Source organism: Rhodococcus sp. NPDC003383, assembly GCF_053589115.1.
Genome location: NZ_JBSFRG010000007.1, coordinates 187,841 through 212,979, shown reverse-complemented (window position 1 = coordinate 212,979; position 25,139 = coordinate 187,841). Strand labels below are relative to the sequence as shown.

Here is a 25,139-nt window from a genome sequence, read left to right as displayed (position 1 = left end):
AGTCACGCCACCTCAAGTGCGGCTAATACACCCTTTCAGCGGGGTGCTTTGGGGGCGGCGGGAGCCGCCACAAAGGCACACGGGGACGGAGTCCACCATGTCCGAACGCACCACGGTCGGCAGCGCCGAATCCCTGCACGAGTCCGCAACCCGGATCACCGGGCTGACCGACTTCGGCAGCGACGACTACCGCGAGGCCCTCGACGTCCTGCTCGAGTCGTACGCCCGCGACGAGAAACTGACGCCGCTCGGCAGCAAGATGTCGCGGGTGTTCCTGCGCGGCGCCCTCGTCGCGCGCCTGCTGTCCGAGGCCGCCTGGAAGCAGCATCCCGAGCACGCCGACGTCGAGATCACCCGCCCGATCTTCGTCACCGGGCTGCCCCGCACCGGCACCACCGCGCTGCACCGGCTGCTCACCGCCGACCCGGCCCATCAGGGGCTCGAGATGTGGCTGACGGAGATGCCCCAGCCGCGGCCGCCGCGGGACACGTGGGCGGACAATCCGGTGTTCGCCGGGATCGAGGCCGGGTTCGCGCAGCACCACATCGAGCATCCGGAGTTCATGGGTGTGCACTACATGTCCGCCGGTGAGGTCGAGGAATGCTGGCAGCTGCTGCGTCAGTCCTTCCGGTCCGTGTCGTACGAGTGCCTCGCGCACCTGCCCACCTACTCCCGGTGGCTCGCCACCCAGGACTGGACGAGCGCCTACGAACGGCACCGCCGCAACCTGCAGCTCATCGGCCTGCCCGACGCCGACAAGCGCTGGGTGCTGAAGAACCCGAGTCACCTGTTCGCGCTCGACGAGTTGCTCACCGTGTACCCGGACGCGCTCGTCGTCGTCACCCATCGCGACCCGCGCACCGTCATCCCGTCGGTGTGCAGCCTCACCGCGCAGGCCTCGGAGGGGTGGTCGGAGGTCTTCGTCGGCGACGCGATCGGCCGCAGCCAGCTCGACCTGTGGGCGCGCGGTTTCGAGAAGTTCACCGAGGTCCGGGCCCGGCACGACCGGGCCCGGTTCGTCGACGTCGCCTACCGCGACTTCGTCGAGGACCCGATCGGCACGATCGGGTCCCTCTACGACCGCTTCGGGATCGGTCTCAGCGCCGAGGCCGAAGCGGCGATGGTGGCCCTGCACACCGAAAGCCGCCAGGGCGACCGCAAACCCGCGCATCGCTACACCCTCGCGGAGTTCGGGCTCACCGTCGAAGACGTCGACGAACGCTTTCCCGACTACGCCTTCCGCTGACCATCCGCGGGCACGAAACATGCGGTGGCACCCCATGGTTGGTGATCACCGTCGGAACAGCGGCCGTTTCGGGTCCCGGTGCCGGCCGTTCGAGCCGTCACTGCCCCGAAATCACCGTCCGCGACACCCGCGGAATCGATTTCGGACGGTGTCCGCTATCCGCTGAGGCGTTCCGTCGTGGGATGATCGACGTATGCCTGCACCGCTACCGCTCGACCCCATCGCCGAAGCCCACCGCCAGTGGATCGACCACGGCTGGGGTGAGGTCGCGGACGGCATGGCCGTGGTGACGTCGCTGATGCGGGCCCAGCAGATCCTCATGGCGCGGGTCGAAGAGGTGCTCAAACCGTTCGGCCTCACCTTCGCGCGATACGAACTGCTGACGTTGCTGCACTTCACGCGCCAGGGCGCCCTGCCGATGGCCAAGGCCAGCGCGCGGCTGCAGGTGCACCCGACCAGCGTCACCAACGCGGTGGACCGGCTCGAATCGGCGGGGCTGGTGCGCCGGACCCCGCACCCGAGCGACCGCCGCGCGACGCTGGTCGAACTCACCGACGAAGGTCGCGCGCTGGCGATCGCCGCGACCGAGAAGCTCAACACCGAGGTGTTCTCGCGACCCGGCATTCCCGACGATCAGCTCGAGCCGCTGCTGCGCATCCTGGCCGGGATGCGGCACGACGCCGGGGACTTCGACACCGGGGGTGCGCCGACCAAGTGGTGACGGCGCCACCTCCGATCACGAAAACGACTGCAGGGCCGCCCCTTCCGGGTCGGCCCTGCAGTCGTATCACGCTCAGGCGTGCTTGAATTCCGGCGCGCGCTTCTCGATGAACGCGGCCATGCCTTCCTTCTGGTCGGCGGTGGCGAACGTCGAATGGAACAGGCGCCGTTCGAACTTCACGCCCTCGGCGAGGGTCGTCTCGAACGCGCGGTTGACCGCTTCCTTCGCCATGATGGCCGCGGACAGCGACATCGACGCGATGGTGGTGGCGGTCTCGAGCGCGACGTCGAGCAGCTCGGCGGCCGGCACGATACGCGAAACCAGGCCGGCGCGTTCGGCTTCCTCGGCGTCCATGTTGCGTCCGGTCAGGCACATGTCCATGGCCTTCGCCTTGCCGACGGCGCGGGTCAGGCGCTGCGAACCGCCGATGCCCGGGATGACGCCCAGCTTGATCTCGGGCTGCCCGAACTTCGCGGTGTCCGACGCAATGATGAAGTCGCACAGCATCGCCAGCTCACAGCCGCCGCCCAGCGCGTAGCCGGAGACCGCGGCGATGATCGGGGTGCGGGCGGACGAGATCTTGTCCCAGTCGGAGAAGAAGTCCTCGCCGTACGCCTCGGAGTAGGTCTTCGGCGCCATCTCCTTGATGTCGGCGCCGGCGGCGAACGCCTTCTCCGAGCCGGTGATGACGATCGCGCCGATCTCGCGGTCGGCGTCGAGTTCCTCGACGGCCGCGACCACTTCGCGCATCAGCTGGCTGTTGAGCGCGTTGAGCGCCTTGGGCCGGTTGAGCGTGATGAGTCCCACGCGACCCTTGCGGTCGAGCAGGATGGTCTCGAAATCGGTCACTGGTTGTCCTCTGCATTCGAACGGGCACGGATGTCGGTGATGATGGCGGAGAAGTCGAGTCCGCCACCGCCACCGGTGTTGAACCGATGGTAGAGCTCGGCCGCGCGCAGCCCGAGTTCGCCCTCCACTCCGTTGGCCCGCAGCGCGTTCGCGGCCAGCCCGAGGTCCTTGTCCATGAGAGCTGCCGCGAAGCCCGGCTGGTAGTCGTTGTTCGCCGGGGTCGTCGGGACCGGTCCGGGGACCGGGCAATTGCTGGTCAGCGCCCAGCACTGGCCGGATGCGTTGGACGCGACGTCGAACAGCGCCTGGTTGCTCAGGCCCAGCTTCTCGCCGAGCACGAACGCCTCGCTGATCGCGATCATCGACACGCCGAGGATCATGTTGTTGCAGATCTTCGCGGCCTGTCCGACGCCGGAGCCGCCGCAGTGCACGACCTTCTTGCCCATGACGTCGAGCAGCGGCTGCGCGGTGGCGAAGTCCTCCTCGGAACCGCCGACCATGAACGCCAGCGTGCCGGCGGCGGCACCCGCCACACCGCCGGAGACGGGGGCGTCGATGGCGCGGTGTCCGGCCTTGTGGGCGCGTTCGGCCGCTTCGCGGGCGTCGGCGACGTCGATGGTGGAGCTGTCGATGAACAGGGTGTTCGGCTTGGCGGCGGGCAGGATCTCGTCGTAGAGATCGAGCACGAGCTTGCCGTTGGGCAGCATGGTGATGACGACGTCGGCGTCGCGCACGGCCTCGACGGCGGAGGCCACGACGGTCACGCCGTCCTTGGTCGCCTGTTCCTGGGCTGCGGGTACCGGGTCGAACCCGGTGACCGAGTAGCCGGCCTTGACGAGATTCGCGGCCATCGGCCCGCCCATGTGGCCGAGACCGAGGAACGCGACGGTGGGGAGAGCACTCATGTCATTCTCCTTGGGAGGCGGCGAGGCCGAGTTCGAGCTCGCCGAGCGGCTGGAAGTAGGCATCGACGTCGGCGGCGGTCACGTCGGCGAGGGTTGCCGGCGACCACTGCGGGTTGCGGTCCTTGTCGACGACCTGGGCGCGGATGCCCTCGACGAGGTCGTGCGACTTCAGCGACGCGAGCGACACCCGGTATTCCTCGTCGAGCACCTGCTCGAGGCTGCCGGCCTGCCGGGCCCGCCGCAGCGAGCGCAGCGTGACCTTCAGCGCGACCGGCGACTTGCCGAGGATCTGCTCGGCGGTGGCCTGCGCTTCGGGAAGGTCGGAGGCCTGCAGGCGTTCGACGATCTCCTCGACGGTGTCCGCGGAGTAGGCGGCGTCGATCCACGACTGCTGTGCGAGCAGTTCGGATTCCGGTGCGGGCCGGGAGTATTCGGCGATCGCGTCGTCGAGCCCGGCGCTTCCGATCGCGGCGACGAACTTGTCGAGCGACTCGGACGGGACGAAGTGGTCGGCGAAGCCGAGGGCGATCGCGTCGCCCGCCTTCAGCCGGCCGGTGGTGAGCGCGATGTGGGTGCCGAGTTCGCCGGGGGCACGCGAGAGCAGGTAGGTGCCGCCGACGTCGGGGACGAAGCCGATGCCGACCTCGGGCATGGCGATGGTGGAGCGTTCGGTGACGATCCGCACGTTGCCGTGGGCGGAGATGCCGACGCCGCCGCCCATCACGATGCCGTCCATGATCGCCACGTAGGGCTTCGGGTAGCGGCCGATCGCGGCGTTGAGGATGTACTCGTCGCGCCAGAACTCCTGCGATCCGGTGCCGCCGTCCTTGGCGTCGTGGTAGATCGAGACGATGTCGCCGCCGGCGCACAGCCCCCGCTCCCCCGCCCCGGACACGACGACGGCCCGGATCGAGTCGTCGTCGGCCCATGCGGAGAGATTGTCGGCGATGGTACGGACCATGCCGTGGTTGAGAGCGTTGATCGCCTTGGGGCGATTGAGGGTCAGACGGCCGACGCCGTTCGACACCTCGACGAGAACTTCCGGTTCCTGCCCGGTCATGCCGCTCCTGTCTGCGCCGCGGCCACCACGCTGCGCGCGACGACCACCCGCATGATCTCGTTGGTTCCTTCCAGGATCTGGTGCACACGCAGATCCCGCACGATCTTCTCGATACCGTACTCGGCGAGATAGCCGTAGCCACCGTGCAGCTGCAGCGCCTCGTTCGCGGCCTCGAAACCGGCGTCGGTCGCGAAACGCTTTGCCATCGCGCACAGTTCGACGACGTCGTCGGCACCCCGGTCGAGCGCGTCCGCCGCCCGCCACAGCAGCGTCCGGGCAGCCTCGAGTTCGGTGCGCATGTCCGCGAGGCGGAACTGCAGCGCCGGGGAGTCGAGGAGCCGGTCGCCGAACGCCTTGCGTTCGGCGAGGTAGGCGACGGTCCGGTCGAGGGCGGTCTGGCCGCCGCCGACCGAGCACGCGGCGATGTTGAGACGGCCGCCGTTGAGGCCCTGCATCGCGATGCGGAAGCCGCCGCCCTCGGCGCCGAGCAGGTTCTCCGCCGGTACCCGCGCGCCTTCGAGGATGACCTGGCGGGTGGGCTGGGCGTTCCAGCCCATCTTCTTCTCGTTCGCGCCGAACGACAGACCCGGCGTGTCCTTCGGGACGATGAACGCCGAGATGCCGCGCGGGCCGGGTTCGCCGGTCCGCGCCATCACGACGTACACGTCGGACGTGCCGGCGCCGGAGATGAACTGCTTGACGCCGGTCAGCACGTAGTCGTCACCGTCGCGGACGGCCTTGGTGCTCAAGGCCGCCGCGTCCGAGCCTGCGCCCGGTTCGGTGAGGCAGTAGCTGCCGAACTGTTCCATCGAGCACAGCCCCGGCACCCAGCGACGCCGCTGATCGTCGTTGCCGAACTTGTCGATCATCCACGTGACCATGTTGTGGATGGACATGTACGCGGCGATCGACGGGCAGCCCTTGGCGAGTTCCTCGAAGATCCGCACCGAGTCGAGTCGACGCAGTCCGGAGCCGCCCACGTCCTCGCGGACGTAGATGCCGCCCATGCCGAGTGCCGCGGCCTTGCGCATCACGTCGACCGGGAAATGCTTGGCCTGGTCCCATTCCACTGCGTTCGGTGCCAGGTACTCGGTGGCGAAGTCGCGGGCGGTGTCGCGGATCGCCCGGTCGTCGTCGGTGAGGGTGAACATGCTGATCCTGTCTGGGGTCTGTCGTCCGGTCCGGTCCGAGGCGCTCAGTCCATCGTGGGGATGACGAAGTGGTCGGTGTCGCTCACGTGGGCACCCTCGAGGTCGCCCTCCTTGACGCCGGACGGCCAGCGCTGCGTGATCGTCTTGGTCTTGGTGTAGAAGCGAAAGGCGTCGGGGCCGTGCTGGTTGAGGTCGCCGAAGCCGGAGGCCTTCCAGCCGCCGAAGGTGTAGTAGGCGATCGGGACCGGGATCGGGACGTTGACGCCGACCATGCCGACCTGGACGCGGGTGGCGAAGTCGCGGGCGGTGTCACCGTCGCGGGTGAAGATGGCGACGCCGTTGCCGTACTCGTGCTCGGTCGGCAGACGCAGCGCGTCCTCGTAGTCGCGGGCGCGCACGACGGTGAGCACCGGGCCGAAGATCTCCTCGCGGTAGATCGACATGTCGGTGGTGACCTTGTCGAACAGGGTCGCGCCGGAGAAGAAGCCGTTCTCGTTGCCCTCGAGGACGAAGCCGCGGCCGTCGACGACGAGCTCGGCGCCTTCCTCGACACCCTTGGCGATGTAGTCGTGGACGCGGTCGCGGGCGGCGGCGGTCACGAGCGGACCGAAGTCGGCCTTCTCGTCGAAGCTGGTGCCGATGCGCAGCTCGGCGATGCGGTCCTGGAGCTTGGCGACGAGGCGGTCGGCGGTCTCCTCGCCGACCGGGACGGCGACGGACAGCGCCATGCAGCGCTCACCGGCCGAGCCGTAGGCGGCACCGACGAGTGCGTCCGCGACCTGGTCGAGGTCGGCGTCGGGCATGATGATCGCGTGGTTCTTCGCGCCGCCGAAGCACTGCGCGCGCTTGCCGTTCTTCGCGGCGGTCTCGTAGATGTACTGCGCGATCGGGGTCGAGCCGACGAAGCCGAGGGCCTTGACACGCGGATCGTTGAGCAGGACGTCGACGGATTCCTTGTCGCCGTTGACGACGTTGAAGACACCGGCGGGCAGGCCGGCCTCGATGAACAGCTCCGCGAGGCGCAGCGGCACCGAGGGGTCGCGCTCGGACGGCTTGAGGACGAACGCGTTGCCGCAGGCGAGGGCCGGGGCGGCCTTCCACAGCGGGATCATCGCGGGGAAGTTGAACGGGGTGATGCCGGCGACGACACCGAGGGGCTGGCGCATCGAGTAGACGTCGATGCCGGTGCCGGCGGACTCGGTGTATTCACCCTTGAGCAGGTGCGGGGCGCCGAGAGCGACCTCGACGACCTCGAGGCCGCGCTGGACGTCACCCTTGGCGTCGGGGATGGTCTTGCCGTGCTCGCTCGACAGCAGCCGCGCGAGTTCGTCCATGTTGTCCTGCGCGAGCTGCAGGAACCGCATCAGCACCCGGACGCGCTTCTGCGGGTTCCACGACGCCCATTCCTTCTGGGCCTCTTCGGCGTTGGCGATGGCGGCCTCGACCTCGCTCTGGGTGGCGAGCGGGACGCGTGCCTGCACCGCGCCGGTGTTGGGGTCGAAGACGTCCCCGAATCGCCCGGACGTCCCGGCGACGTGCTCGCCGCCGATGAAGTGGGTGAGTTCACGAATGCTCATTGTCGCGAGTCCTTTGCTGATCGACGGTTCGGACACAGGGCGCCGAAAGCGGGCCCCTCGAAGTCTGTGTCCATCCTATAGTTGGAAGTCCATGTATGTCTACCGTCACATCCCGGCGGTCCCCCCGCGACGCCGCGTCACCCCCAGGGAACGCCGCGTCACCGCAGGCGGCGGTACAGATCCTCCAGGTCGGACACCGCGCGGATGACGACGGCCTCGTCCGTGCCGCCCGCGCGCAGCGCACGCCGCAGCAGCATCGGGTCCAGATCCTCGAGCGCCGGGCGGAACCGCTCCATCGGCAGTTCCGGCAGTTCCGTGTCGTCGCCGTAGAAGTCGTCGACCGGGGGCTCCGACGCATCGACCTCGCCGATCAGCCGCTCGAGACCCACGCCCCGGAGGGTGAGCACGGCCAGCGGGTGCTCGTCGACGTGCTCGGCCAGCAGATACGCCACGGCCGCGGCGTGCTTGCAGGGCCAGCCGTCGTCGGGGCACGTGCAGTCGAAGTCGAGTTCACCGGCGCGGCGCGGCAGCAGCAGCGGCCCCAGCTCCTCCGGCAGCGCCCCGGCCGCGAGCCGCGCGAGCATCCCGGGCGCCGAACGCACCTGTGCGACCAGTTCGGCGATCGCCTCCTCGTCGAGGGTGCGGACCGTGACGGTCGCGGTGAACGGGCGCAGCTGGCTGCCCTGCACGTCGCCGACGACCGCGCCCGGTTCGAGCCGCATCGAGAGCACCTGCCCCGAGCGCGCGTAGGTGCGGCCGCGGGTCAGCCGGCCCTTGTCGGCGACCTGCTCCATCGCACCGATCAGTTCCTTCGACCACCAGCTGCGCCCGATCGCGCCGCGTTTGGTGCGGGCCTCGATACCGCCGTCGACGCGGATCGGTGTGCCGTATCTGCGGAAATTGTTTCGCGCCATGGTCATTCACCCACCGCGTCGTCGCTCAGGGTCAACAGGGCGTGGAGCTGGTCGGTGGACAGCTCGGTGATCCAGTTCTCCCCCACGCCGACCGCGAGATCCGCGAGTTCCTGTTTGCCGGTGAGCATCTCGTCGATCCGTTCCTCGACGGTGCCGACGCAGACGAGCTTGCGCACCTGCACGTCGCGCCGCTGGCCGATCCGGAACGCCCGGTCGGTGGCCTGGTTCTCCACCGCGGGATTCCACCATCGATCCAGGTGCACAACGTGATTGGCCGCGGTCAGGTTGAGTCCGGTTCCACCGGCCTTGAGCGAGAGCAGCATGATCGGCGGCCCGTCCGGCTCCTGGAACCCGGTGACCATCGCGTCGCGGCGGGTCTTGGACACCCCGCCGTGCAGGAAGGGCACCTGCGTGGAGAACCGCTCGGCGAGATAGGGGGCGATGAGCTCCCCGAACTCGCGGAACTGGGTGAACAGCAGGACCTTCTCGCCGTCGGCGAGCACCGATTCGACGATGTCCTCGACCAAGCCGAGCTTGCCGGAGCGGTGACGGCCGCGGCGCAGCACCGGCGATCCGTCGGCGAGATAGTGCGCCGGATGGTTGCACACCTGCTTGAGCCGGGTCAGCGCCGCGAGGACCGCGCCCTTGCGGGCCATCCCCTCCTTCTCCTTGATCTTGCGCATCATGTCGTCGACGACCGCCCGGTACAGCGCGGCCTGCTCCGCGGTGAGGTTCGCGCGCACGGTCTGCTCGAACTTCTCCGGCAGGTCGGCGATCACGTCCGGGTCGGTCTTGACGCGCCGCAGCACGAACGGGGCGGTCAGCGCCCGCAGCCGGGCCGCGGCCGCCACGTCGCGTTCGCGTTCGATGGGCACCGCGAACCGGGCACGGAACGACGCGGGCGACCCCAGCAGCCGCGGATTCGCGAAGTCGAGGATCGACCGCAGTTCTTCGAGCCGGTTCTCCACGGGTGTGCCGGTCAACGCGATGCGATGCGAGGCCGCAACCGACCGCACCGCGCGCGACTGCGCGGTATTCGCGTTCTTCACGTGCTGCGCCTCGTCGAGCACCACCCGATGCCAGGTCAGAGCCCGCACGTGCGCCAGGTCGCGGGCGACGATCGCGTAGGTGGTGATGACCAGGTCGCTGTCGTCGACCACCGCGGCCAGGTCGTCGTCACGCAACCGGCCCGACCCGTGGTGGACGTGGACGCGCAGGCCGGGCGCGAATTTCGCGGCCTCGCGCTGCCAGTTGCCGACCACCGACATCGGGCACACCAGCAGCGTCGGCCGGACCGGGCCGCGGGTGCGTTCGTGCACCAGCAACGCCAGCACCTGCACGGTCTTGCCCAGGCCCATGTCGTCGGCGAGCACCGCACCGAGCCCGAGCCCGCTCATGAACGCCAGCCAGTCCAGGCCGCGCTGCTGGTAGGGCCGCAGGGTCGCGTGCAGGCCGGGCGGGGCCGGGACCGGTTCCGGGTGCGCCTGCCCGTCGAGCAGGGTCGCGACCCACCCGGAGGCGCTGATGTCGGTGACCTCGGCGGGCGGCACGTCGTCGCCTGTGAACTGCGCGAACAACGAGCCGAGGGTGGTGTCCTGTCCGGAATTGCGGGTCACGTAGCGGGCGGCCTGGGCCAGTGCGGCGGCGTCCGCCTTGACCCACTTGCCGCGCAACTTGACCAGGTCGCTGTTGGCGGCGACGAGCTGTTCCATCTCGGCCGCGCTGAGCAGCATGTCGCCCACCGCGAGCTGCCATTCGTACGAGACGATCGCGTTCATGCCGACCGCGCTCTCCTCGGCCGCGACCGGGGCGGCGGCGGACTCGACACGCAGCCGCAGCGACGGTTCGACCGTCGCCCACGCGCGCGGGAGCAGCAGGGCCACCCCGGCGTCCTGCAGGGCACGCGCGCCGTGCTCGACGAGATCGACGACGACGGGCGTGGGCAGCAGCAGATCCAGGCTGTCGGGGTCGCGGGGCACGTCCTGCAGCCGCGGGTAGGCCTTCAGCGCGGCGCCGAGCTTGCGGATGCCGATCTGCAGCAGTTCCGCGTCGGTGCCGCCGATCGGCACCGGTGCCGGGGCCTGACCCTCCGATCGCAGGCACACCTCGAGCCGCCACAGGGCGTCCGCGGGATCATCGGCCTCGTCGGGTTCGACGAGCCGCAGCACCAGGTCGGGTTCGTTGCCGGACAGGCTCGCGCGCCACTCGTCGAGCGCGTCGGCCATGCGCTGGGTGCCGGCGTGGTGCGGCGTGCCCTCGGTCAGCGCCGCGATCAGCGGATGCAGCGAGGTGCCGGACCCGAGCATCGCCCGGGTGATCGGGTCGGTGAGCTCGGTGCACAGGTTCTCGAGCAGCCGCGACGGATTGCCCAGCTGCCGCTGCACCGGCGGCATCGCGGCGACCAGTTCGGCCTTCCACGCGCGGGTCCGTTCCCCGCCGAGCAGCTGCCAGCGCACCCACCACTGTTTCTCGGCGCGATGCATCTGCGGTGCGACGCGGCCTGCCTGGGCCCAGCGTTCGATGCCTCGGGCGACGTGCGCGAGGAAACGCAGGTCCCCCGACACGCCGTCGGGCCGGCGCGGCAGATCCAGCAGGAGCTGGGCAGCATCCGGAGGTGCCACGGCGACCGCGGGCAGGGTGCGCGACTCCTCGTCCCCGGGCAAGGTCAGCTCGACGCGATGCCGGAACGGGCGGTCGATCCAGCGCCGCAGCGCCGACGGCAGCACGTCGTCGTCGGGCGGGGCCGAGGGGTCGCGCCACAACAACAGACCCGATCCCGGTGACCAGACCCCGTGCAACATGCCCACCATGGTGCCAGGCGAGTGCGCCTCCGGCGCCGGTGTGTCTTTGTGGCGGTCAGGGCCGCCACAAAGACACACCGGCGGCGGAGCCGCCCTAGGCTGAGCGCATGCCCCTCGCCTACGGTTTCGCCGAATACGGCGGCCCCGAAACCCAGCAGTTCCTCGACCCCGACGTCCCCGTACCGGGTCCCGGGCAGTTGCTGGTGGCGGTGCACGCGGCGGGCGTGAATCCGGCTGATTGGAAGGTCCGGGCGGGCACCCGCAAGGACACGGTGCCGGTCACGCTGCCGGCCGTGCTGGGCCGGGAGGTGTCCGGTGTCGTCACCGCTGTCGGCGACCGCGTCGACGGCTTCGCGGTCGGGGACGCGGTGTTCGGCGCGACCGCGACCGGGTTCGGTGGATACGCCGAGTACACGCTGCTCAACGCGCACAGCGCCGCCCACAAACCTGAGCAGGTGGGTTTCGCCGCCGCCGCGACCGTCCCAGTGGCCCTGGGCACCGCGTTCGACATCGTCGACGCGCTCGCGATCTCGGAGGAGGACACCGTGCTCGTGATCGGCGCCGGCGGGGGTGTCGGATCCGCCGCGACCCAGCTCGCGCGGACACGCGGCGCGACCGTGCTCGGGGTCGCGTCGGCCGGCAAACGGGACCTGGTGGAAGGCAACGGCGCCACCTGGATCGAATCCGGCGACGACGCGGCCGACCGTGTTTCCGCCGCCGCTTCCGACATCACCGCGATCGTCGACCTGGTCGGCGGCGCGACCCTCCGGACGTTCGCCGCAGCCGCTCCCGGAGCCCGCATCGTCAGCGTCGCCGATCCGGCCGGAGCAGCGGAACTGGGTGGTTCCGGAGTGGAGCGGCGGCGCACCACCGAGGTGTTCGCGGCCGTTGCGGCTCTCGTCGCGGACGGCACCGTGGACCCGCACATCGAGCGGACGTTCCCGCTGCGGGAGGCCGGTGCGGCGCTCGCCGTCGTCGAAGGCGGCCACGCCCGCGGCAAGGTCGTCATCGTGGTTCGCTGAGCGCACCCGCGGATCGGACGCGCAGCGGGAACGACACTGGGACACTGGTGACCAGGTCCCTCACCAGGAGTCCGCCATGACGATTCTGATCCAGGTCCTCGAGCAGACCTACAGCTCCAACACCCCCTGGGAACAGGTCAAGTACGCGTTCGTCGATTCCGGTCATGTCACCACCCTGCGGCTGGACGGCCAGTGCGGGGTGTGGCTCGACGGCACCAAGCACGGCGAATCCCATCGCCTCGCCGCGACCGCGAGTCCCGAGCAGGCGATCTTCTTCCTGCTCACCGTGTTCGACCGGATCGCCCAGTGCAAGCAGAGCGGAGGCTCGTGGATCATCGGGCACGACGGCCGGACGGTCTCGTCCATCCACGCCGCCCGGTTTCCGCTGACGGTCGACGGATGAGCAACTGATCGTTGTCGGTGCCCGCTGCGACGATCGTCCGGTGCGCGGGGGCAAGGGCATCTGGGTCGTGGTGGTGGCGGTCGCGATCGTCGCGTCGTTGGGGTGGGAACGAACCGGACCCACGGGGCCGGCCGCGCCCGGCAGCCCGTCCCGCGAAGACCTCGGGCGGTTGCTCGCCGGCGTCGAGGTGGTGTTCCGGCGCCCGCACGTGCCGGGATATCAGCGTGGCTGCGACACCGGCGAGGTGTGCGTCTTCGGGCCGGCCTGGTCGGACGACCATCCCGGTCGGGGTGGGCACGACGGCTGCGACACCCGCAACAACGTGCTCGCGCGCGACCTGCGCGAAACGACGTTCCGTCCCGGCACCGGCGAGTGCGTCGTGCTGTCCGGAACCCTCGACGACCCGTACACGGGAGAGCGAATCCTGTTCCGGCGCAGCGACGCCCGTGCGGTGCACGTCGACCACATATTTCCCTTGGCAGCGGCGTGGGATCTCGGCGCCGCGACGTGGCCACCGCAGCTGCGCCGGCAGTTCGCCAACGACATCGACTTCAACCTCGTCGCCGTGGACGGCGAGGCCAACGAGGACAAACGCGACCGCACTCCCGCCGACTGGCTGCCGCCCGCGTCGAGCACCCGCTGCTGGTTCGCGGGCAAGTATCTGACGGTCGCGGTGCGGTACGGACTGCCGGTGACCGCGGCCGACCACCGCGCGCTCACCGACGCGGCCGCAACCTGCCCCGACGCGAATCAGCTCTCGCCGATGACGCCGAATGTGCCGTGATCGCCGGTAGGACACACACGCCGCCGAGCGATCGAGTTCGAGCTGTCCACGGGGTCGACGTACGGTATACAACCGTCTTCAGTGCCGCTCGACTGCCCCGATGTCCCGACGACCGTTCATCAGCTTTTCCAACAGCATGATCAGGAGCTGGCGTTCGATCGGCGTGAGCAGAGATGCCCACTCGTGTTCGCGCCGATTGTGATCTGCGAATGCCTTCGTGATGACCGCAGTGCCTTCGGAGGTCAGGCTGAGCGTCGCACCCCGCCCGTCTTCAGGATCGTCCTGCCGATCGATCAGGCCGGCTTTGCGCAAACTGGCCACCAGACTGGACACCGTCGGCCTGGGCATCGAGGACAAACTCGCCACCATGTGCGGACTCAGCGGTCCCGCCACCCACAGGACGAACAGCACTCGGAATGTCGAGTCCGTTTGATGAAGCGGTCGCAGTGTCTGGACCTCGAGGTCGTAGATCACGGTCCGGGTGGCCCGGTTCAGCGACATGACGAGGCGGCTGGCCTCCATGTCCACACCATCGACGTGGCTGGGGATCAGCCCCTGCGCACGGTCGACCAGGCTCCAATAGTCCGCCACATCGCTGTTGGGGACGTTCGATGAGTCGTTGGGCACGTGGACACACTAGCCGCATGTAGTTCGGCATGACCAGAAACTGATTCGGGTTCGAACTTGATTCCGCCGCAGTTCCAGCGGATGAGCTACCGGGCGGCGTCCGCCGACCTGCCAATTTGGGGCCGATTACCTGCTAAAAGAGTCCATCACTCCCCATGCCTCGGCAGAGCGAGGGATGCAGACACCCATTCGGTCGCCTTGACATCCGGATGCATGTAATTCAGACTCGTATCACTTTATGTGACCTGCGACTCAGTGAAGTCGCGCCATGACGCCCACCACCGAGTCCCCGTCCGGGAAGCCGGTGCGCCCCAGCCGGCGCGCGAAGAGGAAGAAGCACGCAATGTATTACGAATGGCAGCAATTCGATCCGTCACCGGTCCCCGATACCGCCGAGAGCGATCGAGTTCACGACGTGGCCGTGATCGGTGGAGGACCGGTCGGTCTTGCCATGGCGATCGCACTGCAGCGACGGGGAATCGACGCCGTAGTTCTCGAGGCCCGTACCCAACTCTCGGACGGAAGCCGCGCGCTCACCCTCAATCGAGAGAGCCTGCATTTCCTCGACACCATCGGTGTGAGCGAGGACTTCATGAAGCTCGCACAGCCGCGCAGCCGCAGCATCGTGTTCCATGGCAGCACCGAACTGTGGCGTACCGAGTACGAAACCGAACTGCACGAGCGCTTTCCCCAGCTGGCGCTCCTGCAGCAATGCTGGCTGGAGCACGTGCTGTTGGACAACCTCCGAGCCCGTGCGCCTCACGCGATCCGGTGGGGCCACACCGTTACGGGCATAGACGATCTCGGTGACGAGGTGCGCATCGACGTCGACGCGCACGGGAGCAACTACCAACTTCGAGCCCGCTACGTGATCGGTGCCGACGGGGCTCGGGGCGTCACCCGACGCCTCCTCGGCCTTCGATACGAGGACGTAGTCCCTCGCCGCAGCGCCGATGCCCGGTTCATCATCTGCGACTTCTCCATGGACCACGACCTGCAGCCGGGCCGCCGGCTCTTCATCGGACCTGATTACGCACCCGATTCCGTAGCGATCCTGCATTCGCAGCCGTTCGACGTCTGGCGCCTCGACTACCAGGTGCCCGAAGGCACGGATCCCGAAGCGGCCGCCACGCCCGAGACAGCCGAAACCCGTGTCCGCGAACACCTGTCGATGATGGGTATCGATGCGGAACCGACGATTCTGTGGGTCACCACCTACCGGGCCCTGGGACGCACTCTTCCCCGCTACCGGCAGGGCCGGGTGCTGTTCGCGGGGGACGCCGCGCATCAGTCCCCGATCTTCGGAGGACGCGGCCTGAACATGGGATTCGGTGACGTCAATGCCCTGGCCTGGCGCCTGCCTTTCGCACTGGCCGGCGACGACACCCCACTCGACGAGTATTCCGCCGAGCGGACCCATGTCGTCAGCCGCACCCTCGACGCCCTGACACCGGTGTCCCTGTTCATGACCAGCGCCGACGAAGCCTCCCGCACACTCCGTCGTGAGGTGATGTCTCTGCTTCCCGAGGCCCCTGCCCTGCGGGAACTCATCGACGGCCATGCCGCCGCACACATCTCGGACTTCCCCGTGGACGCTGCGGACAGCGGCGTCGTCGGTCGCCCGCTCAGCGAGCTTCGCGTGACCACGCAGTCGGGTGAGGAACGGTATCTCACCGAGCTTCTGCCTCCGCGGTACTTCCGCATCGAACGCCTCACCGACCCGAGCGACGCCCCCGGTACCGCCGCGCTGCTGCTCCACGACGAGGGATCGAAGTATCCCTCCACCGACACCCCCGAGCCGGCGGCGACGCATGTCGTATATGCGCCCGACGATGCGGTGCGCGAACGCCTGGGACTGACCGTGGCCGGCGATGCCCTGGCCGGCCGACCCGATCGGATCGTGTACGTCCAGGACCACGCCTCGGTCGCTCCCGCCGACGATCGCCCGCACTCGGCTCTGCAGCGCGTGTTCGTCGAACTGTCCGACTCGATGTCTGCCCTCGGTGTGGACGGCAGCCGTACCGCTGCTGCCCGGGACACCCTGCGTGCCGCTGCACTCGAAGGAGCAGCCTCGTGACGCTGTCCGAATCGGTCTCCGACTTCGACCGTCTCCGAATGGGATTCGACTTCCACCAGTTGACTCTCTTCGAGTCCCTCTCCACGCGAGCGCGCCGGGATCCGGATCGAATCTTCCTGACGGACCTCGATACCGGTGTCGAGTACACCTACACCCGATTGGTCGAGGAAGCCGAACTGTACGCACGCTGGCTCACCGCCCGCGGAGTGTCCCGGGGCGCACACGTCGCCGCGCAATTGCCCAACAGCGTCGAGCACATCCTCTTCTACATCGCGCTCAGCCGTCTCGGGGCTGTCGCAGTGCCGCTCAACACCCAGGCCGCCGGCGACCTTCTCGCCTACTACCTCACCAATTCCGATGCGTCGATGCTCGTCCACGACGCCTCGAACCACGAGTCGGCCCGCATCGCACAGGACGCCGGGATCGCGGCGATCGGACTGACAGGTCCGTGGAGCGAAACCGAGGCCGAGGGAATCACCCACGCCACGATCTGCCAGGAGGCCGACTCCACCGCGCCACTGCCACTCGATGCCGTCGACCCGACGAGCCTGGGCTACATCAACTACACGTCCGGGACGACAGGCCCGTCGAAGGGCGTGATGATGACGCACATCCGCGCGATGCTGTGGGGTTTCAGCCACGCCGTGTCGTTCGGCTACCGCGCCGACGATCGGGTGTACATCTGCTTGCCGCTGTTCCATGTCAACGCTTTTCAAGGCGCATTGCACTGCGCGATCGGTGCCGGTCTGCAGGTCTTTCTCCGACGCAGGTTCTCCGCCTCCAAGTTCTGGGACGACGTGCGCGATGCTTCCATCACCGCCACGAACCTGCTCGGTTCGATGGCCGCGATCCTGTGGAAGCGGGATGCGCAGCCGACGGACTCGGACAACTCCCTGCGCATGGTGATGACGGTGCCGATCCCCGCATACGCCACGGCCTTCGAACGTCGGTTCGGACTGCGTTTCACGTCCGGATACAGCCTCACCGACTACGGGCCGAGCCATGCGTACACCCTCGCCGATCCGCCGGAGAAACTCGGCTCGGCCGGTCGACTCCGCCCCGGGATGGAGGCCAGGATCGTGGACACCAACGATCTCGAGGTCTCCCCGGATACGAAGGGGGAACTGGTCATCCGGTCCGCCGTTCCGTGGAACGAGTCCCTCGGGTACTACGGGATGCCGGAAGCCACCTTGCTCAGTCGGCGGAACGGATGGTTCCACACCGGCGACCTGTGCCGCATCGACGCCGACGGTTACATGTGGTTCGAGGATCGGCTCAAGGATGTGATCCGCAGGCGCGGAGAGAACATCTCGGCATTCGAACTCGAAGGGATGGTCTCGAAGATCGACGGCGTGCGCGACGTCGCCGCGATCGCGGTTCCGTCCGAGCTCGAGGAAGACGAGATCGCGCTGTTCCTCGAACTCGAGGACAGCAGCCCGGAGGCCCTCTCGTCTCTGCAGAAGGAATGCGAGGAGGCACTGCCCCGCTACATGCGGCCGGAGTTCTACGTGCCCGTCGACACGTTGCCCCGCAACGCCAGCCACAAGATCGAGAAGTACAAACTGCGGGATCGATACGCGAGTGCCGCCGCGATGGAGCCCTACCGGAGGTCGCAATGAGCAGCACGATCTGGAGCCACGGCCGGCGCGTACCCGGAATCACCGCGGATACGGCGGACTACTGGACCGGCGGAGCGGCCGGGGAGTTGCGCATTCAGCACTGCACCGCGTGTAACCACTGGCAGCACCCGCCGAGTCCGGTCTGTCGACTGTGTCGCACCAGCACGCATCTGGCATTCGAAGCTGTCAGCGGACACGGCCGCGTCGCATCGTGGACCACCAACGAGCAGCCCTGGTTTCCCGGCCAGCCGGTGCCTTTTCGTGTCGGATACGTCGAACTGGTCGAACAACCCGGCCTGTACGTCTTCGGAGGTCTGATCGGCGGCACCGATATCGACGACCCCACCGACAAGCCCGTCGTCACCCGCTTCCAGCAGCAGGGTGAGGCGTGGCTGCCCGTTTTCGAGATCACGGACGAGGAGTGACGCCGGTGCATGCCGAACGAAATGTAGCCATCACCGGTATCGGTTTGTCCGAGGTGGGGCGCCGCACCACCGCGAGCGCCCTGTCCCTGACCGTGGACGCGGCCCTGACCGCGATCACCGACGCCGGGCTCACGGTCGACGACATCGACGGCATCTCGACCTATCCGGGAGCCGCGAACACCGGCGGCGGGTTCGCTCCCGTCGGCGCACAGGACCTGCGTCTTGCGCTGGGACTGAACGTCAATTGGTACTCGGCCGCCGCCCTGGACTCGCCGAGCCAGTTCAGCGCGATCGTCAATGCGATCGGTGCACTGTCCGCAGGGCTCGCCCGTCACGTCCTGGTCTTCCGCACCGTGACCGAGGCACAGTCCCGGGCGCTGGACAAGCAGGCGCAGAGTTGGGCCGGATCATCCGGGGAGATCCACGGCTTCTGGGAATGGACCGCACCGTACGGTGTCGAATCCCCCGTGCCTTGGTACGCGACCTACGCACAGCGGTACATGTACGAGCACAAGCTGACCCACGAGCAGCTCGGTGCGATCGCCGTGAACGCCCGTACGAATGCGGCGGGCAACCCCTCGGCTGTCTACCGCGACCCGCTCACGCTCGACGACTACCTCGACAGCCGCGTCGTGTCCTGGCCCCTCCGCCTCTACGATTGCGACGTCCCGGTCGACGGATCGGTCGCTTTCGTGCTCTCCCGGCTCGACGACGCCCGGCACATGACCAATCCACCCCTACGCTTCGAGGCCGTCGGCACCGCGATGGGGGCCGGCGGATTGCGCGACCCTCGCGACCTGACCTCGTTCGGGGCCGAGAAGGCGGCTGCGATGCTCTGGGATCGGTCCCGGATTTCTCGTCGCGACGTGCGCGTGGCGCAGATCTACGACGGCATGAGCATCCTGACGGTGCACTGGCTGGAGGCTCTGGGCTTCTGCGCCAAGGGCGAGGTCGGGGCGTTCGTCGAAGGTGGCACGAATATCGGACTGAACGGAGAACTACCGATGAACACCGGTGGCGGCCAGCTCTCGGCCGGGCGTTTGCACGGACTGGGACATCTCCACGAGGCCTGTGTCCAGCTGTGGGGACGTGGAGGAACGCGGCAGGTCGGCCGAGAGCCGGACGTCGCCGCAGTCAGCATGGGCGCCTACGGCCTCGGCTGCGCACTGCTGATGAGAGAGGACTGACGATGCCGAATCTGTTCGATCCCATCGACCTCGGTCCGTTGTCCCTGCCCAACCGCATCGTCATCCCTCCCATGTGTCAGTACAGTGCCCGCGACGGACTGGCCACCGACTGGCACCTGATCCACATCGGCAGCCTGGCCCTGTCCGGCGCAGCACTACTGATCATGGAAGCGACCGCGGTCTCCGAGGAAGGACGGATTACGCCGGACTGCCTCGGCCTGTGGCGCGACGACCAGTCCGAAGCCCTGGCTGCACTGGTGAAAACGGTACGATCCCAATCGCCGATCCGGCTCGGTATCCAGCTGTCGCACGCCGGTCGCAAGGCTTCCAGCCACAGCCCACGAACCGGCGGCTCGGGCCCCCTGGACGCGACCGAGGGGTGGCCGACGATCGGTCCGAGCGCCGTCCCGGTGTCCGAGCGGTGGCCTGTTCCGATGCCACTGACCGTGGACGATATGGACCGCGTGGTCGAGCACTTCGTCGCCGCCGCGAATCGAGCGGTCGATGCCAGGTTCGACCTGATCGAGCTGCACGGAGCACACGGATATCTGCTCAGCTCGTTCCTGTCCCCGTTGGCGAACCGGCGAACCGACGAGTTCGGCGGCGGGTACGACAACCGTGCGCGCTTCCCCCTGCGGGTCTTCGAGGCGGTGCGCGCGGCCGTTCCGTCGACCGTGGCTCTCGGTGTCCGCGTCAATGGAACCGACTGGGTCGACGGTGGCATCATTCCCGAGGAGGCATGCCGATTCGCCGTCGACCTCGAACGGCGCGGGGCCGATTTCGTCCACGTCAGCAGTGGTGGCAACGCGCGCGGGGACATCCCCCTCGGTCCCGGTTACCAGATCCCGCCGGCACGGCTCATTCGCCGGCACGTGAACATCCCGGTCATCGGAGTCGGTCTGATCAGCAGCCCGGTCCTCGCCGACGAGCTGGTCGCGGACGGCAGCGTGGACCTGGTCGGAATCGGCCGAGGCCACCTGCACAATCCGCACTGGACCTGGTCGGCGGCGGAAATTCTGGGCCATCACCTCGATGTGCCGTACCAGTACGCCCGGGCCAGAACCAGCACGTTCGAACCCCCGAAGTCATGGCAACATCTCGGCCGCCAGGAGGTACAGCCGACCACGTGAACAGACTGTCGGGGCTTACAGACCTTCTTCGCGCCACGGCGCGACACGAACCGAACACCTTGAAAGCCCAACGCATCCTTCCCCTTTAAACGAAGTGGACTTTCGCATGACCTTCCTCCAAATCGCCTCCGTGGTGATACTCCTCGGATCGTTCATCGTCGCATCGGTGTGGACGATCAACATGGGACTGCTGCTCCTGGTCGGCGGCACCGCGATCGCATACTTCAGCGGAATCTCGCTGGATGTCGTCGCAGACTCGTTCCCGAGTGAAACCTTCATCCTGATCATCGGCATCACATACTTCTTCGCCGTGGTCGAGTCGAGCAAGACGATGGACTTCATCGTCGACGGGCTGCTGCGCCTGCTGCGTGGCTCGATCGCGCTGGTGCCTCCGCTGCTGTTCGTGCTCTCGGCCGCGGCGACCGCGATCGGTGCCTATCCGCCGGCCGTGGCAGCTCTCGTCATCCCGGTTGCGATGCGACTGGCCAGGGACTACGACATCAGCCGGTTCCTCGTGACGATCATGGTCGTGCACGGCATCCTGGCCGGCAATTTCGGCCCGCTGGCGACTCCGGCTGTGTTCACCGCGAAGCAACTCACCGAAGCCGGACTCGAGCCGATCACCCTCCAGCTGTTCGTGAGCCATGTGGCGATCAACGGTCTCGTCGCGGTCATCGCCTACTTCCTGTTCGGTGGTGCGAAGCTGGTGCGTGCCGGCCGGATGTCGGTGGCGCAGCCGGCGTTGGCCACGGTGGGCGGCGGGCCGGTGTCCGGATCCGCCGGTGGCTCCGCCGATACTCCGGACTTCGACGGCCCGTCCCCCGCTGCAGGCCGGGGCACAGGACACGGACGGCCGAACACCTACCAGATCGCCACGCTGATCGCGCTGGCCACCTTGCTCGTCGCCTCGCTCGGTTTCGGCATGGACATCGGGTTCAGCGCGTTGGCACTGGGTCTGCTGCTGACGCTGCTCTTCGAGCGCAAGCAGAACACCTTCATCAACACCATGCCCTGGGGCGTCATGCTGATGCTCGCCGGTGTCCTGATCTACATCGGCGTTCTGACCGAGATCGGCACGATCGACGCGATCAACGACTCGCTGTCCAGCATCGGCTCCGCGTCCGGCGCCGTCCTCGCCCTGTCCTGGCTCAGCGGCATCATCTCGGCGTTCGCCTCGTCGATCACCGTCATCGGTGCGACCTTGCAGCTCGCTATGCCGCTCGTCTCGGGTGACATGAGCACCCTGTCGGTGGTCGGCCCGGTCACCGTGTCCACGACGATCGTCGACGCGAGCCCGCTGGGCATCATCGGAGCCCTCGCTCTGGCGACGGCCGAGCCCGAAGCTCGTCCGAAGTTGCTGCGCTCGATGCTGCTGTGGGCCGGCACCATGGTTCTCCTCGGTCCCCCGCTGGCGTGGCTGCTGCTGACCGTTCTGTGAACCGCACAGCCGACGAGCAGGAAAACCGACAAGGAGAATTCGGATGAACGCCCAGATCCCGTGCCCGTCCCAGGTGTCGACGGACGACGTCGTCGCCGTGCACCAGCTCTACGGACGCCAAAGTCACGCCATCGACTCCGGTCGGGCCGAGGATTGGGCTGCCACCTTCACCGTCGACGGGGAATTCCTCTCGCCGAGCTACCCCGCTCCCGCCCGCGGAGCCGACGAGCTGGTCGCGTTCGCCGAACGGTTCCATGCCGATTGCCGAGCACGTGGCGAAGTCCTGCGTCACGTGCTCGGCACGGTGGAGGTTCGACCGGCAGGCCCGGGCGCACTGCACTCTCGGGCATACCTGCAGATCGTCGGCACCCCCGCAGGTGATTCGGTTCGACTCCACCGAATCACCGTGCTGGAGGACGAGATCGAGATGACCGCGGACGGATGGAAGATCCGACGCCGTACCGTGCACCCCGACCGGTGAGACCACCGCCGCTCAGACGGGATCCGTTGCCACCGCAGTACAGGCGGAGACAAGTGCCACGTCGCCCGTCGAAAGCGCCACCTCGATAGCTCAGTGCCGCCTCGCCATTCACCGTGCGGGCCGAACCCACTCCGGTTCGGCCCGCACGGTCTGTTTCACGTGACGGCCACGAGTTCGGCCCCGCCAACCACTCCTGTCACTGCTGCAGCCCGACGCGGTCATCCCGAGTCCTTCCGGATCGGAGCCAGGCGCGCAGCACGGCCCTGCAGGTAGCGCTGTTCCGGAACGCTCGCCGTCAGCCTGGCCGCGACGAGGTACGCCGCGCGCGCCGCGGCCGCCTCACCCGCCATCTCCAGCAGATGCGCCCGGACCGCGACCGCGCGATGGTTGCCGGCGAGCCGCCGGTCGTCCGCCACCGTCGCGAGGAGATCCAGCCCGGCGCGGGGGCCGGCGAGCATGCCCACGGCGGCCGCTCGGTTCACCGTGACCATCGGGTTGGGTGCGACGTGCGACAGCACCCGGTACAGCGCGACGATCTGCGCCCAGTCGGTGTCCTCGGCGCGGGCGGCCTCCGCGTGCACCGCGGCGATCGCGGCCTGCAGTTGGTAGGGCCCGGGCGGGGCGGCGCTGAGCGCGGCGGTGACCAGCGCGATTCCCTCGTCGATCTGCTTCCGGTCCCAGCGGGTCCGGTCCTGTTCGGCGAGGGGAATCAGCGCGCCGGACGGGTCGGTCCGGGCGTCGCGGTGGGCATCGGTGAGCAGCATGAGCGCGAGCAGGCCGGTGGTGTCGGCGTCCTCCGGCAACAGCGCGTGCAGCAGCCGGGTCAGGCGGATCGCTTCGGCGCTGAGTTCGTGGGAGGTCAGGTCGGGTCCGCCGGAGCTGGTGTAGCCCTCGTTGAAGATCAGATAGAGCACGTGGCGAACCGCCTGCAACCGTGCGGCGCGGTCGGCCGCAGCGGGCAGGGTGAAGATCGCGCCGGCGTCGCGGATCGCCTGTTTGGCGCGGGTGATGCGCCGGGTCATCGTCGCCTCCGGCACCAGGAACGCCCGCGCGATGGACACGGTGTCGAGCCCCCCGACCGCGCGCAGGGTCAGCGCGATCTGTGAGGACGGTGACAGCGCCGGATGGCAGCACAGGAACAGCAGCGTCAACGTGTCGTCGCCGTCGTGCCCCACGTCGGCGAGATCGATGACGGACCGGTCCGATTCCATTGCCGCCCAGGAATGTTCGCGGTCGCGGCGGGCACTGTCGCTGCGCCACTCGTCGGTGAGCCGCCGCTGCGCGACTGTGATCAGCCAGCCGCGCGGATTCGACGGCACACCCTCCGCCGGCCACTGCCGGTGCGCCGCGAGCAGCGCCTCCTGCACCGCGTCCTCGCACGCGTCGAACTGTCCGTGCCGCGCCGCGAGGTACCCGAGGACCTGCGGCGCGAGGGTGCGCAGCAGGTCCTGCGGGTCGCTCACATCTCGGCCCCGCCGTCGTGCATCACGGCCCGGACCTCCATCGCCCCGCCGTAGCGCACGTCGGGCCAGCGCGCGGCGATCTCCACGGCGCGGTCCAGACTGTCGACATCGACCTCGACGTAGCCGCAGAACTGTTCCTTGCTCTCCATGAACGGCCCGTCGGTGACGGTGTGCGCGGTGGTCGTCCCCTGCCGCACGGTGCGGGCCGTCGACGGGTCGGTCAATGCCTGTCCGCCGACGAGTTCACCGGATTCGGTGAGTTCGGCCATGATCGCGTCGACCTCCGCGAACAGTTCCTCCCGCGCGTTGTCGCTCAGGTCCTCGACGAAGTCGGGACGGTTGTAGATCAACAGCATGTATTTCACGGTCGTCTCCTCTGCCGTGCCCCCGGATGGGGCTTCACCCCTGAAGTCGGATCTGCGGAGCAGATCCGGACATCGCGGATCGCGCATTTCTGTTCGCCGATGTCCGGACGACGTCGCGGTCTCCGACTTCACTGTGACACGGGAACGATTTCCACCGGACGATTCGAAGGAGTTCGACGATGGCACGGCTTCGGGTACAGAATTTCGCGATCACGGTCGACGGTTGCTCCGCCGGGCCGGATCAGAGCCTGCAGAACCCCGGCGGGATCGGCGGGGAACGGATCCTCGGGTGGGTGCACGAGACCCGGTCGTTCCACCGGTCGTTCGGGAAGGACGGCGGAGAGACCGGGATCGACGACGACTTCATGGCCCGCGGGATCGACGGGATCGGCGCAACGATCATGGGCCGCAACATGTTCGCTCCCATCCGCGGAAGGTGGGAGGACAGCGACCAGTGGTCGGGCTGGTGGGGCGACGAACCACCGTTCCACCACCCGGTCTTCGTGCTCACCCACCATCCCCGCGATCCGATCACCCTGGGCGGCGGCACCGTCTTCCACTTCGTCACCGGCGGCATCGAGGACGCGCTCGCACAGGCCGTCGAGGCCGCCGGCGGCGCGGACGTGCGGGTCGGGGGCGGTCCCGCGACCGTCCGGCAGTATCTGCGCGCGGGGCTGGTCGACGAGATGCACCTGGCGATCGTGCCGGTGCTGCTCGGCCGCGGCGAGCGCGTGTTCGACGACGATGTGCTCACCACCGATTTCGAGTGCGTCGAGTTCGTCGCGTCGCCCTCGGTCGCGCATGCCCGATTCGTCCGCGTCGGAAGCGCCCCTTATGACGGTTGATGTACCGATATTTCTGTACACCGATCGTCATCTCCGGCGCGGACGGAGT

23 protein-coding genes are annotated in these 25,139 nt (G+C 68.4%); 13 read left to right on the top strand and 10 right to left on the bottom strand.

Annotated elements, in window-relative coordinates; all coding sequences use genetic code 11:
• Positions 1-97: 97 nt before the first annotated feature.
• Together ACWDTS_RS09565 and ACWDTS_RS09560 are read left to right on the top strand one after the other, a co-directional pair.
• Positions 98-1,246 carry a sulfotransferase family protein gene (locus tag ACWDTS_RS09565; RefSeq protein WP_197252437.1) on the top strand — a complete coding sequence of 383 codons (1,149 nt, stop codon included), beginning with the start codon at positions 98-100 and terminating at the stop codon, positions 1,244-1,246.
• Between the two features lie 193 nt (positions 1,247-1,439).
• Complete coding sequence (locus ACWDTS_RS09560) at positions 1,440-1,967, top strand: MarR family winged helix-turn-helix transcriptional regulator (protein WP_248675214.1); 528 nt, start codon at positions 1,440-1,442, stop codon at positions 1,965-1,967.
• Between the two features lie 72 nt (positions 1,968-2,039).
• On the opposite strand, the gene ACWDTS_RS09555 is transcribed toward ACWDTS_RS09560, so the two are convergent.
• The 7 genes from ACWDTS_RS09555 to ACWDTS_RS09525 all read right to left on the bottom strand — a co-directional run bounded on the left by ACWDTS_RS09555 (position 2,040) and on the right by ACWDTS_RS09525 (position 11,224).
• On the bottom strand, positions 2,040-2,816 hold the full coding sequence (locus tag ACWDTS_RS09555) for an enoyl-CoA hydratase (RefSeq protein WP_197252435.1): 777 nt from the start codon (positions 2,814-2,816) through the stop codon (positions 2,040-2,042).
• Positions 2,813-3,721, bottom strand: coding sequence for a 3-hydroxyisobutyrate dehydrogenase (mmsB, locus tag ACWDTS_RS09550; RefSeq protein WP_248675213.1), 909 nt, complete (start codon positions 3,719-3,721; stop codon positions 2,813-2,815). The genes ACWDTS_RS09555 and mmsB overlap by 4 nt, the downstream gene beginning before the upstream one ends.
• A 1-nt stretch (position 3,722) precedes the next feature.
• Positions 3,723-4,781, bottom strand: a complete 1,059-nt coding sequence (locus tag ACWDTS_RS09545) for an enoyl-CoA hydratase/isomerase family protein (protein ID WP_197252433.1) — start codon at positions 4,779-4,781, stop codon at positions 3,723-3,725.
• The gene (locus ACWDTS_RS09540) at positions 4,778-5,932 is read right to left on the bottom strand and encodes an acyl-CoA dehydrogenase family protein (protein WP_248675211.1); all 1,155 of its coding nucleotides are present in this window, start codon (positions 5,930-5,932) and stop codon (positions 4,778-4,780) included. The genes ACWDTS_RS09545 and ACWDTS_RS09540 overlap by 4 nt, the downstream gene beginning before the upstream one ends.
• A gap of 44 nt (positions 5,933-5,976) precedes the next feature.
• Entirely contained in the window at positions 5,977-7,509 is a 1,533-nt protein-coding gene (locus tag ACWDTS_RS09535; protein WP_197252431.1) for a CoA-acylating methylmalonate-semialdehyde dehydrogenase, read from the bottom strand.
• Between the two features lie 158 nt (positions 7,510-7,667).
• Complete coding sequence (locus ACWDTS_RS09530; protein ID WP_450118034.1) at positions 7,668-8,423, bottom strand: SWIM zinc finger family protein; 756 nt, start codon at positions 8,421-8,423, stop codon at positions 7,668-7,670.
• A gap of 2 nt (positions 8,424-8,425) precedes the next feature.
• A complete protein-coding gene (locus ACWDTS_RS09525; RefSeq protein ID WP_450118031.1) occupies positions 8,426-11,224 on the bottom strand; it encodes a DEAD/DEAH box helicase in 2,799 nt (932 codons plus the stop codon).
• A 107-nt stretch (positions 11,225-11,331) separates the two neighbouring features.
• Between ACWDTS_RS09525 and ACWDTS_RS09520 the strand changes: the two genes are divergently transcribed.
• From ACWDTS_RS09520 to ACWDTS_RS09510, 3 genes are all read left to right on the top strand, one after another.
• Entirely contained in the window at positions 11,332-12,246 is a 915-nt protein-coding gene (locus tag ACWDTS_RS09520; protein WP_450118030.1) for an NADP-dependent oxidoreductase, read from the top strand.
• Positions 12,247-12,322: 76 nt separating this feature from the next.
• The gene (locus ACWDTS_RS09515; RefSeq protein ID WP_197252429.1) at positions 12,323-12,649 is read left to right on the top strand and encodes a hypothetical protein; all 327 of its coding nucleotides are present in this window, start codon (positions 12,323-12,325) and stop codon (positions 12,647-12,649) included.
• 40 nt (positions 12,650-12,689) lie between these two features.
• Positions 12,690-13,433, top strand: a complete 744-nt coding sequence (locus ACWDTS_RS09510) for an HNH endonuclease family protein (RefSeq protein WP_450118029.1) — start codon at positions 12,690-12,692, stop codon at positions 13,431-13,433.
• 78 nt (positions 13,434-13,511) lie between these two features.
• On the opposite strand, the gene ACWDTS_RS09505 is transcribed toward ACWDTS_RS09510, so the two are convergent.
• The gene (locus ACWDTS_RS09505) at positions 13,512-14,060 is read right to left on the bottom strand and encodes a MarR family winged helix-turn-helix transcriptional regulator (RefSeq protein ID WP_197252428.1); all 549 of its coding nucleotides are present in this window, start codon (positions 14,058-14,060) and stop codon (positions 13,512-13,514) included.
• Positions 14,061-14,328: 268 nt separating this feature from the next.
• Here ACWDTS_RS09505 and ACWDTS_RS09500 point away from each other — a divergent pair, with 268 nt between their 5' ends.
• From ACWDTS_RS09500 to ACWDTS_RS09470, 7 genes are all read left to right on the top strand, one after another.
• Positions 14,329-16,137, top strand: a complete 1,809-nt coding sequence (locus ACWDTS_RS09500; RefSeq protein WP_197252427.1) for an FAD-dependent oxidoreductase — start codon at positions 14,329-14,331, stop codon at positions 16,135-16,137.
• On the top strand, positions 16,134-17,756 hold the full coding sequence (locus ACWDTS_RS09495; protein WP_450118028.1) for an AMP-binding protein: 1,623 nt from the start codon (positions 16,134-16,136) through the stop codon (positions 17,754-17,756). Before ACWDTS_RS09500 ends, ACWDTS_RS09495 begins: the two co-directional genes overlap by 4 nt.
• On the top strand, positions 17,753-18,181 hold the full coding sequence (locus ACWDTS_RS09490; RefSeq protein WP_450118027.1) for a Zn-ribbon domain-containing OB-fold protein: 429 nt from the start codon (positions 17,753-17,755) through the stop codon (positions 18,179-18,181). Before ACWDTS_RS09495 ends, ACWDTS_RS09490 begins: the two co-directional genes overlap by 4 nt.
• A gap of 5 nt (positions 18,182-18,186) precedes the next feature.
• Entirely contained in the window at positions 18,187-19,368 is a 1,182-nt protein-coding gene (locus ACWDTS_RS09485; protein ID WP_197252424.1) for a thiolase family protein, read from the top strand.
• Between the two features lie 2 nt (positions 19,369-19,370).
• Complete coding sequence (locus tag ACWDTS_RS09480; RefSeq protein WP_197252423.1) at positions 19,371-20,498, top strand: NADH:flavin oxidoreductase/NADH oxidase; 1,128 nt, start codon at positions 19,371-19,373, stop codon at positions 20,496-20,498.
• Positions 20,499-20,604: 106 nt separating this feature from the next.
• Positions 20,605-21,936, top strand: a complete 1,332-nt coding sequence (locus ACWDTS_RS09475; protein ID WP_450118026.1) for an SLC13 family permease — start codon at positions 20,605-20,607, stop codon at positions 21,934-21,936.
• Between the two features lie 43 nt (positions 21,937-21,979).
• Positions 21,980-22,417: a nuclear transport factor 2 family protein gene (locus tag ACWDTS_RS09470; protein WP_197252421.1), complete on the top strand. Its 438-nt coding sequence runs from the start codon at positions 21,980-21,982 to the stop codon at positions 22,415-22,417.
• Positions 22,418-22,635: 218 nt separating this feature from the next.
• Here ACWDTS_RS09470 and ACWDTS_RS09465 read toward each other — a convergent pair whose 3' ends face one another.
• Positions 22,636-23,880, bottom strand: a complete 1,245-nt coding sequence (locus ACWDTS_RS09465) for an RNA polymerase sigma factor (protein ID WP_450118025.1) — start codon at positions 23,878-23,880, stop codon at positions 22,636-22,638.
• Positions 23,877-24,236, bottom strand: coding sequence for a YciI family protein (locus tag ACWDTS_RS09460; RefSeq protein WP_231610596.1), 360 nt, complete (start codon positions 24,234-24,236; stop codon positions 23,877-23,879). Before ACWDTS_RS09460 ends, ACWDTS_RS09465 begins: the two co-directional genes overlap by 4 nt.
• 188 nt (positions 24,237-24,424) lie before the next feature.
• Here ACWDTS_RS09460 and ACWDTS_RS09455 point away from each other — a divergent pair, with 188 nt between their 5' ends.
• Entirely contained in the window at positions 24,425-25,090 is a 666-nt protein-coding gene (locus ACWDTS_RS09455) for a dihydrofolate reductase family protein (protein ID WP_197252418.1), read from the top strand.
• Positions 25,091-25,139 lie beyond the last annotated feature (49 nt).

Bases quoted from the DNA above. Each gene is read 5' to 3' on its own strand.
- ACWDTS_RS09545 (WP_197252433.1), bottom strand. From the start codon at position 4,781: ATGACCGGGCAGGAACCGGAAGTTCTCGTCGAGGTGTCGAACGGCGTC.
- ACWDTS_RS09520 (WP_450118030.1), top strand. From the start codon at position 11,332: ATGCCCCTCGCCTACGGTTTCGCCGAATACGGCGGCCCCGAAACCCAG.
- ACWDTS_RS09565 (WP_197252437.1), top strand. From the start codon at position 98: ATGTCCGAACGCACCACGGTCGGCAGCGCCGAATCCCTGCACGAGTCC.
- ACWDTS_RS09525 (WP_450118031.1), bottom strand. From the start codon at position 11,224: ATGTTGCACGGGGTCTGGTCACCGGGATCGGGTCTGTTGTTGTGGCGC.
- ACWDTS_RS09540 (WP_248675211.1), bottom strand. From the start codon at position 5,932: ATGTTCACCCTCACCGACGACGACCGGGCGATCCGCGACACCGCCCGC.
- ACWDTS_RS09470 (WP_197252421.1), top strand. From the start codon at position 21,980: ATGAACGCCCAGATCCCGTGCCCGTCCCAGGTGTCGACGGACGACGTC.
- ACWDTS_RS09455 (WP_197252418.1), top strand. From the start codon at position 24,425: ATGGCACGGCTTCGGGTACAGAATTTCGCGATCACGGTCGACGGTTGC.
- ACWDTS_RS09515 (WP_197252429.1), top strand. From the start codon at position 12,323: ATGACGATTCTGATCCAGGTCCTCGAGCAGACCTACAGCTCCAACACC.
- ACWDTS_RS09530 (WP_450118034.1), bottom strand. From the start codon at position 8,423: ATGGCGCGAAACAATTTCCGCAGATACGGCACACCGATCCGCGTCGAC.
- ACWDTS_RS09490 (WP_450118027.1), top strand. From the start codon at position 17,753: ATGAGCAGCACGATCTGGAGCCACGGCCGGCGCGTACCCGGAATCACC.
- ACWDTS_RS09500 (WP_197252427.1), top strand. From the start codon at position 14,329: ATGACGCCCACCACCGAGTCCCCGTCCGGGAAGCCGGTGCGCCCCAGC.
- ACWDTS_RS09460 (WP_231610596.1), bottom strand. From the start codon at position 24,236: ATGCTGTTGATCTACAACCGTCCCGACTTCGTCGAGGACCTGAGCGAC.
- ACWDTS_RS09480 (WP_197252423.1), top strand. From the start codon at position 19,371: ATGCCGAATCTGTTCGATCCCATCGACCTCGGTCCGTTGTCCCTGCCC.
- mmsB (WP_248675213.1), bottom strand. From the start codon at position 3,721: ATGAGTGCTCTCCCCACCGTCGCGTTCCTCGGTCTCGGCCACATGGGC.
- ACWDTS_RS09475 (WP_450118026.1), top strand. From the start codon at position 20,605: ATGACCTTCCTCCAAATCGCCTCCGTGGTGATACTCCTCGGATCGTTC.
- ACWDTS_RS09535 (WP_197252431.1), bottom strand. From the start codon at position 7,509: ATGAGCATTCGTGAACTCACCCACTTCATCGGCGGCGAGCACGTCGCC.
- ACWDTS_RS09560 (WP_248675214.1), top strand. From the start codon at position 1,440: ATGCCTGCACCGCTACCGCTCGACCCCATCGCCGAAGCCCACCGCCAG.